15 protein-coding genes and 1 tRNA gene are annotated in these 13,228 nt (G+C 58.9%); 8 read left to right on the forward strand and 8 right to left on the reverse strand.

What is annotated here, in order from left to right; all coding sequences use genetic code 11:
• Positions 1-14: 14 nt before the first annotated feature.
• From J1N60_RS10030 to J1N60_RS10060, 7 genes are all read left to right on the forward strand, one after another.
• Positions 15-140: a hypothetical protein gene (locus tag J1N60_RS10030; RefSeq protein WP_312907070.1), complete on the forward strand. Its 126-nt coding sequence runs from the start codon at positions 15-17 to the stop codon at positions 138-140.
• Positions 141-674, forward strand: coding sequence for a hypothetical protein (locus J1N60_RS10035; protein ID WP_312907072.1), 534 nt, complete (start codon positions 141-143; stop codon positions 672-674).
• Positions 674-3,574, forward strand: coding sequence for an Env/VP5 family phage fusion protein (locus J1N60_RS10040; protein ID WP_312907074.1), 2,901 nt, complete (start codon positions 674-676; stop codon positions 3,572-3,574). Before J1N60_RS10035 ends, J1N60_RS10040 begins: the two co-directional genes overlap by 1 nt.
• A 2-nt stretch (positions 3,575-3,576) precedes the next feature.
• Positions 3,577-4,134 (forward strand): DUF8063 family protein, encoded by a 558-nt coding sequence (locus J1N60_RS10045; protein ID WP_312907076.1) that lies wholly within the window; start codon positions 3,577-3,579, stop codon positions 4,132-4,134.
• Positions 4,131-4,925 carry a hypothetical protein gene (locus tag J1N60_RS10050; RefSeq protein WP_312907078.1) on the forward strand — a complete coding sequence of 265 codons (795 nt, stop codon included), beginning with the start codon at positions 4,131-4,133 and terminating at the stop codon, positions 4,923-4,925. Before J1N60_RS10045 ends, J1N60_RS10050 begins: the two co-directional genes overlap by 4 nt.
• Complete coding sequence (locus tag J1N60_RS10055) at positions 4,918-6,099, forward strand: hypothetical protein (RefSeq protein ID WP_312907080.1); 1,182 nt, start codon at positions 4,918-4,920, stop codon at positions 6,097-6,099. The genes J1N60_RS10050 and J1N60_RS10055 overlap by 8 nt, the downstream gene beginning before the upstream one ends.
• A 157-nt stretch (positions 6,100-6,256) precedes the next feature.
• Positions 6,257-6,640: a PD-(D/E)XK family putative nuclease gene (locus tag J1N60_RS10060; protein ID WP_312907082.1), complete on the forward strand. Its 384-nt coding sequence runs from the start codon at positions 6,257-6,259 to the stop codon at positions 6,638-6,640.
• 38 nt (positions 6,641-6,678) lie between these two features.
• Here the strand turns inward: J1N60_RS10060 and J1N60_RS10065 are convergent, their stop codons facing one another.
• From J1N60_RS10065 to J1N60_RS10095, 7 genes are all read right to left on the reverse strand, one after another.
• Positions 6,679-7,425 carry a hypothetical protein gene (locus J1N60_RS10065; protein WP_312907084.1) on the reverse strand — a complete coding sequence of 249 codons (747 nt, stop codon included), beginning with the start codon at positions 7,423-7,425 and terminating at the stop codon, positions 6,679-6,681.
• A gap of 375 nt (positions 7,426-7,800) precedes the next feature.
• On the reverse strand, positions 7,801-8,478 hold the full coding sequence (locus J1N60_RS10070; RefSeq protein WP_312907086.1) for a hypothetical protein: 678 nt from the start codon (positions 8,476-8,478) through the stop codon (positions 7,801-7,803).
• 341 nt (positions 8,479-8,819) lie between these two features.
• A complete protein-coding gene (locus tag J1N60_RS10075) occupies positions 8,820-10,448 on the reverse strand; it encodes a DUF7845 domain-containing protein (RefSeq protein WP_312907088.1) in 1,629 nt (542 codons plus the stop codon).
• Between the two features lie 548 nt (positions 10,449-10,996).
• On the reverse strand, positions 10,997-11,197 hold the full coding sequence (locus J1N60_RS10080) for an RNA polymerase sigma factor sigma-70 region 4 domain-containing protein (protein ID WP_312907090.1): 201 nt from the start codon (positions 11,195-11,197) through the stop codon (positions 10,997-10,999).
• Positions 11,187-11,552, reverse strand: a complete 366-nt coding sequence (locus J1N60_RS10085) for a hypothetical protein (protein ID WP_312907091.1) — start codon at positions 11,550-11,552, stop codon at positions 11,187-11,189. Before J1N60_RS10085 ends, J1N60_RS10080 begins: the two co-directional genes overlap by 11 nt.
• Positions 11,549-11,776, reverse strand: a complete 228-nt coding sequence (locus J1N60_RS10090) for a DUF7563 family protein (RefSeq protein WP_312907093.1) — start codon at positions 11,774-11,776, stop codon at positions 11,549-11,551. Before J1N60_RS10090 ends, J1N60_RS10085 begins: the two co-directional genes overlap by 4 nt.
• Before the next feature lie 78 nt (positions 11,777-11,854).
• A tRNA-Pro gene (locus tag J1N60_RS10095) sits at positions 11,855-11,925 on the reverse strand.
• 159 nt (positions 11,926-12,084) lie between these two features.
• Between J1N60_RS10095 and J1N60_RS10100 the strand changes: the two genes are divergently transcribed.
• Positions 12,085-12,375 (forward strand): DUF5779 family protein, encoded by a 291-nt coding sequence (locus J1N60_RS10100; protein ID WP_312907095.1) that lies wholly within the window; start codon positions 12,085-12,087, stop codon positions 12,373-12,375.
• A 13-nt stretch (positions 12,376-12,388) separates the two neighbouring features.
• Here J1N60_RS10100 and J1N60_RS10105 read toward each other — a convergent pair whose 3' ends face one another.
• Complete coding sequence (locus J1N60_RS10105) at positions 12,389-13,120, reverse strand: VOC family protein (RefSeq protein WP_312907097.1); 732 nt, start codon at positions 13,118-13,120, stop codon at positions 12,389-12,391.
• Positions 13,121-13,228 lie beyond the last annotated feature (108 nt).

A 13,228-nucleotide genomic window follows, 5' to 3' on the forward strand; every position in this document is an offset into this window, starting at 1 on the left:
TCGAGGTTCAATTCATGCAATTCACGAAATTCAACGGTACGAAAGCGGAGTGGTACGAGTCGACGATCACCGGCTACATCATCACGGCCTCGGCGCTCTCGATCGCGCTTACCGGGGTGATGGCTGCGGGGGTGGTCTGAATGCGGCCCACGCCCACGGCTGGCCGGTGGCTCTCGCTCGCGGTCGTCGTGCTCGCGCTCGGCGCCGGCCTCCTGGTCGGCCTCGGCGCCGCGGACACCAGCGAGCTACTCAACGAAACCGTCGAGGTCGACAACGAGTCCGATCCGGTGACGATCGCCGTCGAGTTCTCCGACGACTTCAACGATTCGTCGACGGATGTCGCGAGCGTCGAGGCGACGTTCTACAACGAAACCGAGTTCAACGACTCGGGAACGAACGCCACGGCGCTGCACACGGTCACCATCGAAGGCAAAGAGACCGAGCGCATCGTCGAGGACGTCTATTTCGAGGATCACGCGAACCTCGAGTACAACGAGACGACGCGCGTGGTGGTCGAAGGTGACGCCGAAAAGGTCGAGACCGTCGAAATCGAGGGCGGGCTAATCGGAGGCGTGATCGCCTACGGTGACGCTCAACCCGGCTTCGGTGTCGGTGTCGCCGTCCTCGCACTGGCTCTCGCTGGCGTGGCGGCACGCGCTCGAGGAGGTGACTGATGTCTTCAGCCCAAAGCCCATCGTCGGGAGATCCTCCGACGTACCATCACGGGATCACGCTCACCCGGCGCCGGGCGCTCCAGGCGATCGGCGCAGCGGCGGTCGCCGGGGCGGCATCAAGCGGATCGGTCGCTGCTGACAACGGCCTCGTCGATGGCCTCAAGGAAGCGATCGGCGGTGTTATCGACAAGACCCATTGGACGATGGCAGTGTTCGCGATGCCGGTGTTCGTCGGCCTCGTCGGTGGCACCTGGTATCGTAACTCGATGAACGAAGACCCAACGTCCGACCGGGTGCAGCTGCACCAACTCGTCACGAACGAGGCGGCCTGGATGAACAACCACTCGGTCAACTTCGGGAACTACCTGCAAGACACTCGCCCGATCGCCTCGCTCGAGGCGCGGCACGGCATGGCGTCTGAATGGGAACTCGGAAACGGCTCGAGCAAGGGTTACGACACCGCGCTCTCGCGTATCCGACAATACTACTGCGTCCCTGAGTTCAACCACTTGCACGTCTCTAATAAGGCGCTGCTGCAATTGTCGTATATCGCTGGCGCTGGTCAGGACACGGACCCTGCGTACAACATTCAGACGATCGGCGAGCGCGTGTCGGACGGCTCGAACGTGATCGTTCGTATTTCGGATGCTCGAGAGCAGACGAAACCGGTGCTGCATGAGGGAACGGTCGTCGATGAAAACGCGCTCGATAACGTCGACAACCTTGACGGTGACGATGGGCGATTCATCACGCCCGTTTTCGACTTCCTCGATGCTGGCGACGAGACGCTGATCGGCTCGAAGGCGCTCGGTGCTGACGAACTCGACGCCTGGGATTCGACCGCCCAACTGTCTGGACGGTCGAACCCTGGTGCGACGACGTTCGTGCTTGAGGATGGAACGGAGGTGCTGACGGACCTCCGGTTCACCACGCAGAGCGTGACTGATGACGGTGGCGACCTCGACTCGACCGACTCCCTGCTCGCGTTCGATGGACCGGAGTTCTTCGAAATACTCGAAGAAATTCGCACGCTCTCGGACGACGTAGTGGCGTGGTACGACCAGTCGTTCGTCGAAGACATTTACGGCGAACTGGACGCCGGTAACATCACGCCCGAGCAAGTGCGTAGCCCGGAGGGAATGGCGCGGTTCCTCTCGAGAACTGACGACCCGACCGACGAACGCTTCCAAATTAGCTGGATGCAGCAATTCGGGTTCGAACGCCCGGACCTCCGGATCGTGCGCGGTATGTCGGTCAACTGGAGCGGCGCTACGGAAACGTGGGTCGATCCCGACCCGGACCTCGACGATCGCCACGTCTACCCAGACGGCTACGCCGACGCCGAGCAGTACAACGGAATCGTATTCGGAAGCGATGTTCCTGTGGGTGGCTTCCAATCGGGCGAAACCTACACTGTCGGCCCCCCAACTTACGGTGTTGGTGCTGGCGGTACCATTTCTTCAGTCGATCCCTTTACGGGGGACCTGCTGGCTTCGATCGGGGCGTATTCCGCCGATTTCTCCGATTCGGCGATCTCTCCCGACGGACGAACACTGTTCGTTTGTGGGTCCTTTGGCGTCTACGCGATCGACACCTCAGATGGTTCGGAGCTATGGCATTTCGACGGAAACACGGAATCTGTCGATTTCGTTGATGTGTCGCCGGATGGTACCACCATCATCGGTGGCGGGTGGGACAACCTGACGTATGGAATCGCCGCTTCTGACGGTACTGAGCAGTGGACATATTCGCATGGTGATGGGGTTACTGCGGGGGTCTTTTCTCACGACTCTCAGACCGCTTACGCCGCATCGACGAATGGCGATGGTGTCCACGCGATTGACGCCTCGGACGGCTCTGGCGTGTGGAGCACCCCGGTAACTGGACAGATTCAAGGCATAGCGATCTCTCCTGACGGAGAGCATCTGTATTTCTCGGAGTCTGGCGACCTGCGAGAGATAGACACTGCTGACGGCTCCCTCGGTTGGACTACCACGACGGGGCACTCTGCCCCAGTCGCGACACTTCCTAATGGGACAGTCGTCGCCGGTGATAACGACACCGCCGGGGATGTGCGATTTTTCAACCCGTCAGATGGGTCTGAAAAGTACGCATACGAAGGGGGTCACACGGATGGACTCAACTCGTTGGCGGTGCCTCCTGGTGGAAGATTTGTCTATTCCGCTGACCGGGCTGGTGAACTCCATGCAGTCGATGCGTCTGATGGCTCTGCAATGTGGGTTTATTCAGGGAGTACCACTGCTTACGAGGGTGTTTCTATCATGGACCCTCCGGCGGCCTCTGGAATGGCGGCTCGCTCGCTCATATTCGACGAGTCCACGGACGACTCGAGCGGTCAAGGTCAAGTCGACCTCTGGAATGGCGTGCTCGAGATCGTCAAGATGTGGGACGCCGAAGGCGCCGAAATCACGCACGTTGACGAGCAGACGATTGCCGACATTGAAGCACTGGAAGGAACGCCCGACTCTATCGAGACGATCGTCGAGGAGATGGATGAGTTCGATAGTGTCGATGATATTCGCTACACGCGCGACGTGCTGGCGATTATCGAGCACTACGGAGTCGATGCCACGGTCGGCAACGATGACGATTCTGACGTACGGACCACGGAACCAGACTACACTGACCAGGACTACGACGCGGTAACGTCGGCGGAGTTCGCCGAGGCAATGGCCGAACTCGAGGAGTTGATCGCACAACTCGAGAGTGAGAACGAGGAGGCGAACTCGAGCACGGAAGACGACGAGCCACTGTTCGGCGGACTGTTCGGAAGTTTCGATGGCGGCGGCAGCACCATTCTGGGATTCGGGCTCATCGCGGCGGTAGTCCTAGCGGTCGTCGGAATCGTGACCGACCTCATCCCTGGATTGGGTAACTAACCATGAGACGCATTTTCATTTTCGCCACGATCGTAGCGGTATCGCTCGCGATGGGCATGGGCAGTATGGGCGCGCTCGCACAGTCCCAGGAGAACGCCACGAACGAAACAGCCACCGAGGACGGTATCGAGGCAGGCGAGGACTACGAACGGGCGATCGACGCCGAGACACGAATTGTCGACTGGAGTTACTCGAGCGGCCGGTTCACGCTCACCATCGAGGCCGACGAACGGCGCCGTATCTCGCTCACCGAAGCGGGCACCTTCGAGGAGGGAACGTCGTCGTTCAACTACGACGAGGTGCGCCTCGAGGAAGGAACGAACACGATCACCTTCGCGGTCGCCGATCGGGACGGCGCCGCAGTCGCCGTTGCCACCCGCCAGTCACTCGCGCAGGGAACCGGCGCGATCGTGTCGACAGGCATGGTCGAGCAGAACCCGTTCCGCCACTTCGGCGGTGAGAGTGGTCTGTTTTCGGGCGTCATCATGACGACAGCGCTCGCAGGTGTTGGCGCCGCGTACGTCGTCCGTTCCGAAGAAAGCGGGGTGGTGCAGGCATGACCGAGACGAGCGGTACGTTCTCGAGCTGGTCCGACCGGGTAACGTACCTGCTCGCCGAGAGCCAGCTGATAGTTCTCGGGATTATGGTGTCGCTCGGCGCCGCGCTCATCTGGATTCGCCCGAGTGTCCCCGGTATCCCGCCAATCGTCTTCGGCTGGTTCGCGGCGCTGTTGCTCCTGGGGCCGCCGCTGCTCGCAGTATTCATCACGGGTGCGCGAAAGCTCCGAAACCGACACATGATTCCCGTTCACCACATCAACGGCGTTGAGGACGTCCGCGAGAAGTACTACGTCGAACCCGAGGTGTGGGCGAACAAGACCGTCGAAGGGCCGTCTCCGTACCAAGTCAACGAAAACGAAGCCTTCGAGGTTCGCGAGTTCGAGTGGCTCGAGGACACGGAGGACCTCATCGTTACCGGCTGTTACCAGTCGAATATGGCCGACTCGAAGCTCGTTACGCTGAAAGCGATGCTCGAGGACATTCACGGCGACCTCATCGAGGACTCGATAGCGCTCAACAAACTCCGAGGCCGAATTTCGAAGATGGGCGTCGAGATCGAACGCGACTCGATCAACTTCCAGGCCGAGGCCGACGAGCGTGGGCTAATGGGCCAGCAGACCAGCGTGAAGGAGCGCTTCGAGGCCGCCCGCGAGGAGGCCGACAAGTGGGACAGCGACGAGATCCGCGATGTCGACGACTACGCGATCGACTACGACCCGGCGGAGAATCCGCAGGGAATCACGCTCGAGCCCGTGGAGGCCGCCACCGACGGAGGACGAAACCATGAGTGAGAACAACGGCGCCGACCAGCAGGCGCTCTACACGACCGCACAGGCGCGCGAACACCAGGAGGGATACAGCGACCGGGAAAACCGCGAGATCCACGACCACGGCGGTATCGTTCGCGACGAGCACGTCTCGAGAGCGCTGTCGATTCGGTCGGTTCACTACGATCCGCTCGAGGCCGATCGGCCCGACAAGATGCCTGGCCAGTGTAAAGACCTCCGAAAACACCGCGACATCCGCATGGTCGAAGGAACTGAAACCTTCCGCCAGGCGCTCGAGAACGGCGATATGCCGACGATCAAGCATATGGTCGGCGACACCTCACAGCGAGCGGACGTCTCGGGAATGAAGGCGATCGGCAAAGTCGACAACCTGATCGACGGCCCGGCGCCGGTCATCGTGGTCTTGGGCGAGATGGGCGCCGGAAAGACCGATTTCGCCTGCCTGCTCGCACAGCGCTGGCGAGATCTGAACCGATCGGACTCGCTGCTCGGAACCAACATCCAGTCCCTCGAGGAGAAGAACCGCTGGGTCGACGACGACGGCGACGTCCAGGACGGCTGGATTCCCGACTACGGCACCCTCATGGAGTGGGTCGAGCAGGACGGCGACCCGCTCGAGCACAGCCAGCGCCCGAAACTGTTCATCGGCGACGAGTTCTCGAGCTCGGCGAGCGGTCAGGGCAAACAGGGCTACGAGACTCGAATGAAAATGGCGCCGCTGGTGTACAAGATCCGCAAGTACGGCGGCGCGCTCATCTACATCGCTCACGGCGAGCGATCGATCCACCCGATGCTGTGGCGCGTCGGCACGATCGTCAAGAAGGTCAGCCAGAAGAAAGCGATCATCGCCGACTCGATTAGTAACGCGAAACTCGCGGATGTCCAGGGCGAGATCGAAGGTATCCCGCCGACGGACTTCCGGTACAACACGAAGGAAGCGAGCGACTGGAGCTGGTCGCGCTTCGGTGACGAAACCGACGAAATGAACGCCGACGAGGCCGCTCGCCTCACCGCGCTGTGGACAGTCATCCGCTGCAAGGAGGAGGGAATGACGAACCGCGAAACCGCCAAATTCGTGCCCTACAGCCACGGTTGGGTGGGTTCGCGCTGGCGGGAATACCGCGACGATGGCGAGCACGTCGACGCCATTTCCAAAGTGAACGAGGTTATCGCATGACCGCGACCCGGTGGATGGCTGGATACGGATACCGACTCCCCTTTATTCGAGGCCCAAGCCCATCGCTCGCTCCCGCGGGGAGCGAAGCGACCGATGGGCGGTCGTCGAACCGGGCGGAGGAGTTGATATATATCGGCGCGCGTAGCGCGTGGTCGACGTGAATCGCTCGAAGCGAGCGAACCACTTCGGCACAATCTGCGAGAAGCGCATGGCCCGGAAGCGACGGTTCGACCTCGAGCGCTCGAGCTGGCACGACGCGAAGTTTCAGAACGGAACGCCCGTCGAGATCAAGAGCACGATGCTCGAGCACAGCGACGGGCAGCCAGGGAATTTCAAGGTCTATAAGGCGTATCACGATCGACTACGGCGAGCAAACGGCTGGTACTGTTTTGTCGTGTATCGGCCGCATGGCCGCTCGGGATTGACGATCGTCAAAGACAGGATGTGTAAGGCCTCGAACCTACCTTTGCTCCGATGGCATGGTGGTGGCAATCATCGAAATACTGATCAAGCAAAGATTAGTATTAGATTGATTTTCTAAATTTGTTTGCAATATGGTGCTCGGGGTGTTTGAAACAGTTAGTCGAATAATCTCTTGTCCATCCGACTAGCATACCTCCATGCTACAGCCACAAATATGATGGAAATTATCAGTGTGAGAAACTCAGAAATACCAATTCCAAAAATATATCCCGTATGTAACAATGCTCCAACAAAAAGAAGTGCAAACCCGGTCTGACTTAGCCAAAGGCTGTGTGCTCGGATACGGGCTTTTTGGTCAATTGAAGAGATCGGACTTATATGTGAACTCATTGTCCCACAACCTACAAAAATTGTCCCAGTTATCAGGATGAACATTCGTGTTTGAATTGTAATCTCGGAATTATATCCAAAAAGCATAATTGTGTAACCGAAACTAATACCGACAATCGCTAGAACAGTTGGGATATATTGCGTAGAAAGATCTATATATTCGCTCTTCAATCCACGATATTTCCAAAAACTTTCTCTATCATTGAATACTTGCTCATTGTCTTGTGGTTTATTGTAGATCAGGTACATTATATCGAAAAGAAAACTCGCCATTTCTTCATAGCCAGAACTTACCCAATAAGTCGTTTTGATAGACAAGATCGTAATGGCGGTACCAAGAGCGAAGTACAGGGGCCTAAACTCAAAGAAAGAGGTGGTTTCGAAATCAACACCAAATACAACTTTCGTAATAAATACAAATACTAAAGAAAATGTTCCGACAAGGAGAAGCAGTATACTATATTTTATCAAGAAGCGGATTAAGTACCTCGCCCGTTTTCGAACTGTGCCCATTCATATTCTATGATATGTTCTTTTCTTAAAAGTTTTCCGTGATCATAGTAGCTACGAAACGTAGAACCCGACATCTCATGCAAATAGGAGTAGCGCGAGGACTCACAATGATGTGGTTGGTTGGTCAGCTGCAAGCCCGACGTTGGCAACGACAGACTCCCTCGCGCTGATTGATGATTATCCGCATAGAAGCTAATCGTAGTGGTCGAAGTGGCCCCATCCTAAACAGAGTCGACAATCCTGATAAGCGAGGTCCCACCATCGTCAACGGTGCTATCGTGGGTATGAGCAGTCCGTTTCCGGCCGATCGACTACATCTCGAGCGCGGCGCGCGTTCTGCGCGCCGCAAGATTACCCTGCCCCCTTAGGGGCTTATTATTCTCTTAGGAGCTGACCTGCAGCCATGTTCCTATGCTCCCTTATCTTCTTATCACTATAATCAATATCCTCCTTTTTGGAATAGAAATCATAGTATGTGTCAAGAGCTTCCACTAAACGCTCTGCATGATTTTCACTTGGGCACCATTTGAGCGCACCAAATTTGTCCTTATCCCACGCACTTGGGTGAACTACGCTACTGAATGGTGCTGCATCTCCTTCACATGAATGAGCGCGCGCAACCGCCTGACCAATTATAATCGAATCTTGGATTGGATGTTCGTCTAAATCTGTACCATCAATATCATATCCATGGAACACATCCCCTTTTGCAATCCCTCCACGGATTACTGGAGAGAAATACGTAGGAGCATCTAATTCTCCAACATGTCTCTTTATCATTATCGTAGAAGTTCTGTAGAACACTTTAGACACATACTGTAAAATCTCATCTTCACTATTAGACAGAGCGTAGCATCCGTCCATCATCGGGTATAATTCGACATCATGTAACTCGGAACACTCTGCCATGATGATTTGGAGTTTACCAATGTTTGTAGACGCCGTAGGCGCGGACCATTCCATTATCGCACCAGTTCCCATCAAATCTATCCATGCAACGTATTCGCTTTTTGGCTCATCAAGATGATGAGGACCGAATAATGGATCAACCATATTGACATCAATTAAGTCGGTTTATCTATATTTATCGAAGTCTGTTATTGTAGCCACTTTAACCGAAACACACCTTTGTTTCGGGTGCTTCAACTGGAGATTTGTGTACGGAGGCAAAGGGGAGGCGTTGTAATTTTTTGGCTTTGTCCCCTTGGGGACACGCCTCAAGGGGGCGTTCGCGCGCAGCGCGAATCGACCCCGCCGAGGCCCCGGCCCGATCGCGGTGGAGCCCGTTCCCTCGAGGACCGGAAAACAACCGAGATTGCACACTCGCGGCTTGAGTACAATATTAATTGCTGAAAAGAAGGTGCGGAAGAGTGTAGCCACTCACGAGGGCCGTTCTACCAGTCGGGCGCGAGTCGTCCAACCGGTCGTGATTCCGTGTCCCCTCCAGGTGTCCGCCACAGCATTGGCACCCTCGAGAAGAGGGCCGGATCGTTCCCTGAGTGACGCCACTTCTCGATCGCCTCGCGGGCAACCTCTTGGGCGCTCTCGAAGCTCGAGGCTTTCAGCGTCGACAGGATCGTGTCGATCCGGAGTCTCTTCGGTTCGCCTTCCTGGTCGAACTCGAGTTCGGCGCCGTGCTCGGCCAGCCACTTCTGGAACGGCGAGCACTCGGCGACGTGATCCGCGAGGCCCATGATGTGCTGGATGCGGTCGGCGTAGCTCTCGATGCCGTATTCGGCGCTCTCGACGAGCGCCCGAATCTCCTCGCGATACTTCCGGGCTCGGTAAGAGACCTGGCCGTTCTCGAGGTCGAGCAGTTCACCGAGTTCCTCGATCGCCCGGTAGATCGTCGACGGATGTTTCCCCAGCTCGTCGGCCAGGTCGTCGACGGTCACGCCGCCATCGGTCGAGACCTTCTCGGCGACGTCTCGCGGCGTCTTCCCGAGATCACGAAGCGTCGTCAGTAACAGGTGCTCGCTCTTCGCCTCGAGGCGCGGTGTCGGGTCCGGGTAGAGTTCGACCGGATCGTCTCGAGCGACGGCCTCGAAGTGATCGTCTTCGACGTACACAGCGCTCGCGTCGGGGGCGAGCGGGATGTTGTCCCAGTTGATGAAGTTCATCAACGTCTCGTCGATCTCCTCGACGACCTCTCGCCGATCGGCCCACGCCCATGCCTCGCGGTCATTCATCTTCTTGTTCACCAAGACCTCGACCTTCGGGTGGTAGGACGGGTGGTCCTTCGATACCGCGTCCGGATCTTTCAGCTGGTAGATCTCAAACTTCCGTCCGTAGGTGTGGCCGGGGAGTAGTTCGCTCACCGCTGCGGGGTCGAGAACCAGCCGATTCTGATGATTGACGACCTCTTTGTTGTTGATCTTCAACTCGGCGATCACGCCCTCCATATCGGTTAGGTGATGGGTTATCTTCTGCAAGACGCCTGCCGAGGCCAGTTTTTCGGCCCATTCGCGGCGCATCCGAACGTAGCGTTCGTGCGCCCACTCGCGACTGTACTCGGGATGTGGCGGCTTCCGGAAGTACTCGGGATACACCGACTCGCCGGCTTCCTCGAAGATCGCCGCGTAGAACTCCGGTAGCAACTCGAGGGCTCGCTCGGGTTCGACGTTCGAGGGTTCGTACTCGACGTCGACGCCGTCGACCTCGCCGAACTGGTTCTCCCAGGGGAGGCCGACCGGATCACCGGTTTCCCAGTGGCGCATGTTCGGGAACCGGGGCGAGATATTGAACGACGCTTTCGCTTCACCGGGTCCACGGCCTTTGATATCCCACTCGTAGAGCCTCGAGGCGTTGATATTGTCTCGAGGCCGCGGTTTGAAGCCTGACTTCGAGTAGGTGACCTCCAGGTGCCAGGGTTCGCCGTCGACGTCGACGTCCAGTTTCAGGTGTCCCTCGAAGGGTGGACCGAGCATGACGCTCGAGAGCGCGTCGTAGGGTCCGCGGCCCCAGTCGTCCCACTTCCACCGGCCGTGGCTCTCGTGGGGCGTGGTGGCCGGCTGTGAGCTCACAGCGGCCCTCCTCGAGCGCGGCGCACCTCTCGAGTACACTCGGGACAGAGTCGACGGAGGCCGGTGATGGATTCTTCACAGCGCTCGCACTCGTTGTTCTCGACGAGTCGGCTCATCGAAGACCCTCCGCGAGTTCAGCTGCGTGCTCGGAACACATCGGCCCATCTGGCGTAGCGGCGGCCGCTTCCCGCCCACAGTCAGGGACGACGCACCGAAGCGCGTCGCGATCGGGCTTCATCGCTTGCCCTCCGATCGATCAAATCCCGTAAAGAGGGCCCATTTTGATGAGTTTGTCAGAGGCTTATTTGTAGACCAATTCCTCCGATAAGCCGTAGTGACTGAACCAGTTGATACCGAGAGAGTGGTTGCACAATGTCCCCAGTGTGGACTCGTATACAGTGCGGAAATCTGCCCCGATGAGACGATTCGACCGATCGGTAGGCGGTCCGGATGTTCGTGTGGATCGTCCGAGCTGGAACTCGTTACTAAGTAACCGCATTTTGACCAGGGGCTACGGCCAATGCTGCTCGAGCAGTGATCGGTTTCGCTCACGCCAATCCCTCCTCGAGGCGATCCTCTGCTCGAGCGAGCAGGTTCCCGATCGTCCCCGGACGCCGGTCGGTTCGTCGAGCGAACTCGCGAACGCCGACCCCGTTTTCGCGACAGGCGACGTAGGCCTCGCGTTCGGCCTCCGTTAACGGCGAGAGATCCGGGCCGAAGTCGACCAGGCGGGCTTGCTCACTCGACATCGGTCACCTCCCGCTCCGGCGTCGGAACGTGGCGAACGTGACCGTCGACGAACTCGACCTCGAGGCCGATCCAGCCGTCGATCATGCCGGGCGCCGATGGGCCATGGGCGTGGGCCGGCATCACGACGTCGTAGGCGTGGCGTTCGCACGACCACCCGAACGTGATCAGTCGATCGACGCCGTCCAGGTCGTCGTCGACGAGTGTCGGTCGCTCGATGCTCTGCGAGCCCTTCGAATTCGCAACCGGGTGGCCGCACTCCGCACAAATCGGTATCTTCTGCGCGTCTCGAGCGGGTTCGCGGACGATTGTCGGTGCGACGACGCCGAAACGTTCGAGGCCCTTTCGAGTGCTCACGCGGACTCACCTCCGTGACGACCGGGCGCGATCTCGGGATCTGGTATCGAGACGTCGACGCCAGCACCAGTCCCGCGGCTCAGGCGACGGAACGAATCGCACTCGCCGCAGCGATGGGCTCGGTCCTGGTCGTCACCGTAGACGCGCCGGAACTGCTCGCTAACGTGGGCGCCGCAGTGGTTGCACGTGCTGTCCGCTGAGTGTGTGAATAATTCAGCAGACATGCGGGCACCTCGAAACGTCGTTTTCGACAGTCTGAACTACCCGATATAGTTGCAGACGGAAAGACAGTAAATTTCGAGTGGGACCGCCGAGAGTCGAACTCGGGTCCTACGGACCCCATCCGCAGAGGATACCACTACCCCACGGTCCCGCATCTCGAACGATGCGCGTGTGTCGTTTAAGGGTATCGCTTCGGGGGCAGGGTGTGACTCCTTCGCTCGCCCTCGCCAACCCGTCGTCCCACCTGACACCCACCAGGAACGTTACCGACGGGGGGAACGTTTTTCTCGTCCCGGTTCAACCTCCGCACATGAGCGATTTCGACCTCGACCTGCGAACCGTCGAGGAACACATCGACGACGAACTCGAGCTCGAGGGGAGCATCCTGCTGGACGTCCTCGACGGCTCGAAAGACCCCGAAAAGTGGCTCGAGGCCGTCAACGCGGGCAACGTCCTGGTACTGAACGTCAACGGCGACGTCAACGAACTGGCGGCGGGCTTCGCTCGAGACATCAAGGAAGCGGGCGGCACGTTAGTCCACTTCCGGGGCTTCTTGATCGTCGCGCCCCCGGGCGTCGACGTGGACACGAGTCGCCTCTAACGAGTTTCGCTTTTCAGTCCTCGAACACGGTCAGGTGGTGGCCGTCGGGGTCGCGCCCAACGAGTCGCGAGTCGAATCGCTCGAGCGAGCAAACCCACTCCTCGAGCGCGGCTTCGACGGCGTCAAGGTCGTCCGTCTCGAATCCCAGGTCGACGTGGACGCCACCTCTGGCGTCGGCCAGTCCTAGCTGCGGTTCCCAGAGTTCGAGCGCGACGGGGCCGTTCATCCGAACGCGTCGGCGATCCGAGCCGCGGTCGACGGTCTCGAACCCCAGTCGCCCGTAGCGGTCCTCGGCGTTCTCGAGCGACGCGACCTCGAGGACGACTTCGAAGACGCCGTCGATGCCCGGTCCTGGAACGTCGCCCTGGCCCAGTTCCACGCAGTTGCCGTCGGGATCGTAGAGGTAGAGCGATCGAGCGTCCCCGAAGGTGTGCTCCTGGAGGTCGTGTTCGTCCTCGAGTACGTCCCACCAGTCGTCGTACTCGGCGGCCGGGATCGAGCAGGCGTAATGGGTGTGGAGCCCGCCGCGCGGGAGTCCCGTCGGGCGCCTGAGGATCAGGTCCGTGCCGCCGGCGTCGAACGCGATCGTCCGTCCGCTGCCGTCGCCGTTGGCGCCCCTCACCTCGTCCACGCGCCGAGCGGCGGACCGATCCGCAACCGACAGTTCGAGGGCCTCCTCGTAGAATCGACGTGCAGGCTCGAGAAATTCGACCTCCAGCCCCAGCCAGGCCAGCCTGGTCAGCATGTATCCGAGTACGTTGGAGGGCTTCAAAGTCCCATCGCTGTCACGGGTATCGGATCGATCCGACGACGACGTATTGGCGAGCCTGTATGACGTTTATAGTCGTCGCGT

Source organism: Natronosalvus caseinilyticus (assembly GCF_017357105.1).
Lineage (GTDB): Archaea > Halobacteriota > Halobacteria > Halobacteriales > Natrialbaceae > Natronosalvus > Natronosalvus caseinilyticus.

What these genes read in the sequence shown, in the direction of transcription:
- J1N60_RS10030 (WP_312907070.1), top strand. Translation starts at nt 15, where the DNA reads ATGCAATTCACGAAATTCAACGGTACGAAAGCGGAGTGGTACGAGTCG.
- J1N60_RS10035 (WP_312907072.1), top strand. Translation starts at nt 141, where the DNA reads ATGCGGCCCACGCCCACGGCTGGCCGGTGGCTCTCGCTCGCGGTCGTC.
- J1N60_RS10040 (WP_312907074.1), top strand. Translation starts at nt 674, where the DNA reads ATGTCTTCAGCCCAAAGCCCATCGTCGGGAGATCCTCCGACGTACCAT.
- J1N60_RS10045 (WP_312907076.1), top strand. Translation starts at nt 3,577, where the DNA reads ATGAGACGCATTTTCATTTTCGCCACGATCGTAGCGGTATCGCTCGCG.
- J1N60_RS10050 (WP_312907078.1), top strand. Translation starts at nt 4,131, where the DNA reads ATGACCGAGACGAGCGGTACGTTCTCGAGCTGGTCCGACCGGGTAACG.
- J1N60_RS10055 (WP_312907080.1), top strand. Translation starts at nt 4,918, where the DNA reads ATGAGTGAGAACAACGGCGCCGACCAGCAGGCGCTCTACACGACCGCA.
- J1N60_RS10065 (WP_312907084.1), bottom strand. Translation starts at nt 7,425, where the DNA reads ATGGGCACAGTTCGAAAACGGGCGAGGTACTTAATCCGCTTCTTGATA.
- J1N60_RS10070 (WP_312907086.1), bottom strand. Translation starts at nt 8,478, where the DNA reads ATGGTTGATCCATTATTCGGTCCTCATCATCTTGATGAGCCAAAAAGC.
- J1N60_RS10080 (WP_312907090.1), bottom strand. Translation starts at nt 11,197, where the DNA reads ATGTCGAGTGAGCAAGCCCGCCTGGTCGACTTCGGCCCGGATCTCTCG.
- J1N60_RS10090 (WP_312907093.1), bottom strand. Translation starts at nt 11,776, where the DNA reads ATGTCTGCTGAATTATTCACACACTCAGCGGACAGCACGTGCAACCAC.
- J1N60_RS10100 (WP_312907095.1), top strand. Translation starts at nt 12,085, where the DNA reads ATGAGCGATTTCGACCTCGACCTGCGAACCGTCGAGGAACACATCGAC.
- J1N60_RS10105 (WP_312907097.1), bottom strand. Translation starts at nt 13,120, where the DNA reads ATGCTGACCAGGCTGGCCTGGCTGGGGCTGGAGGTCGAATTTCTCGAG.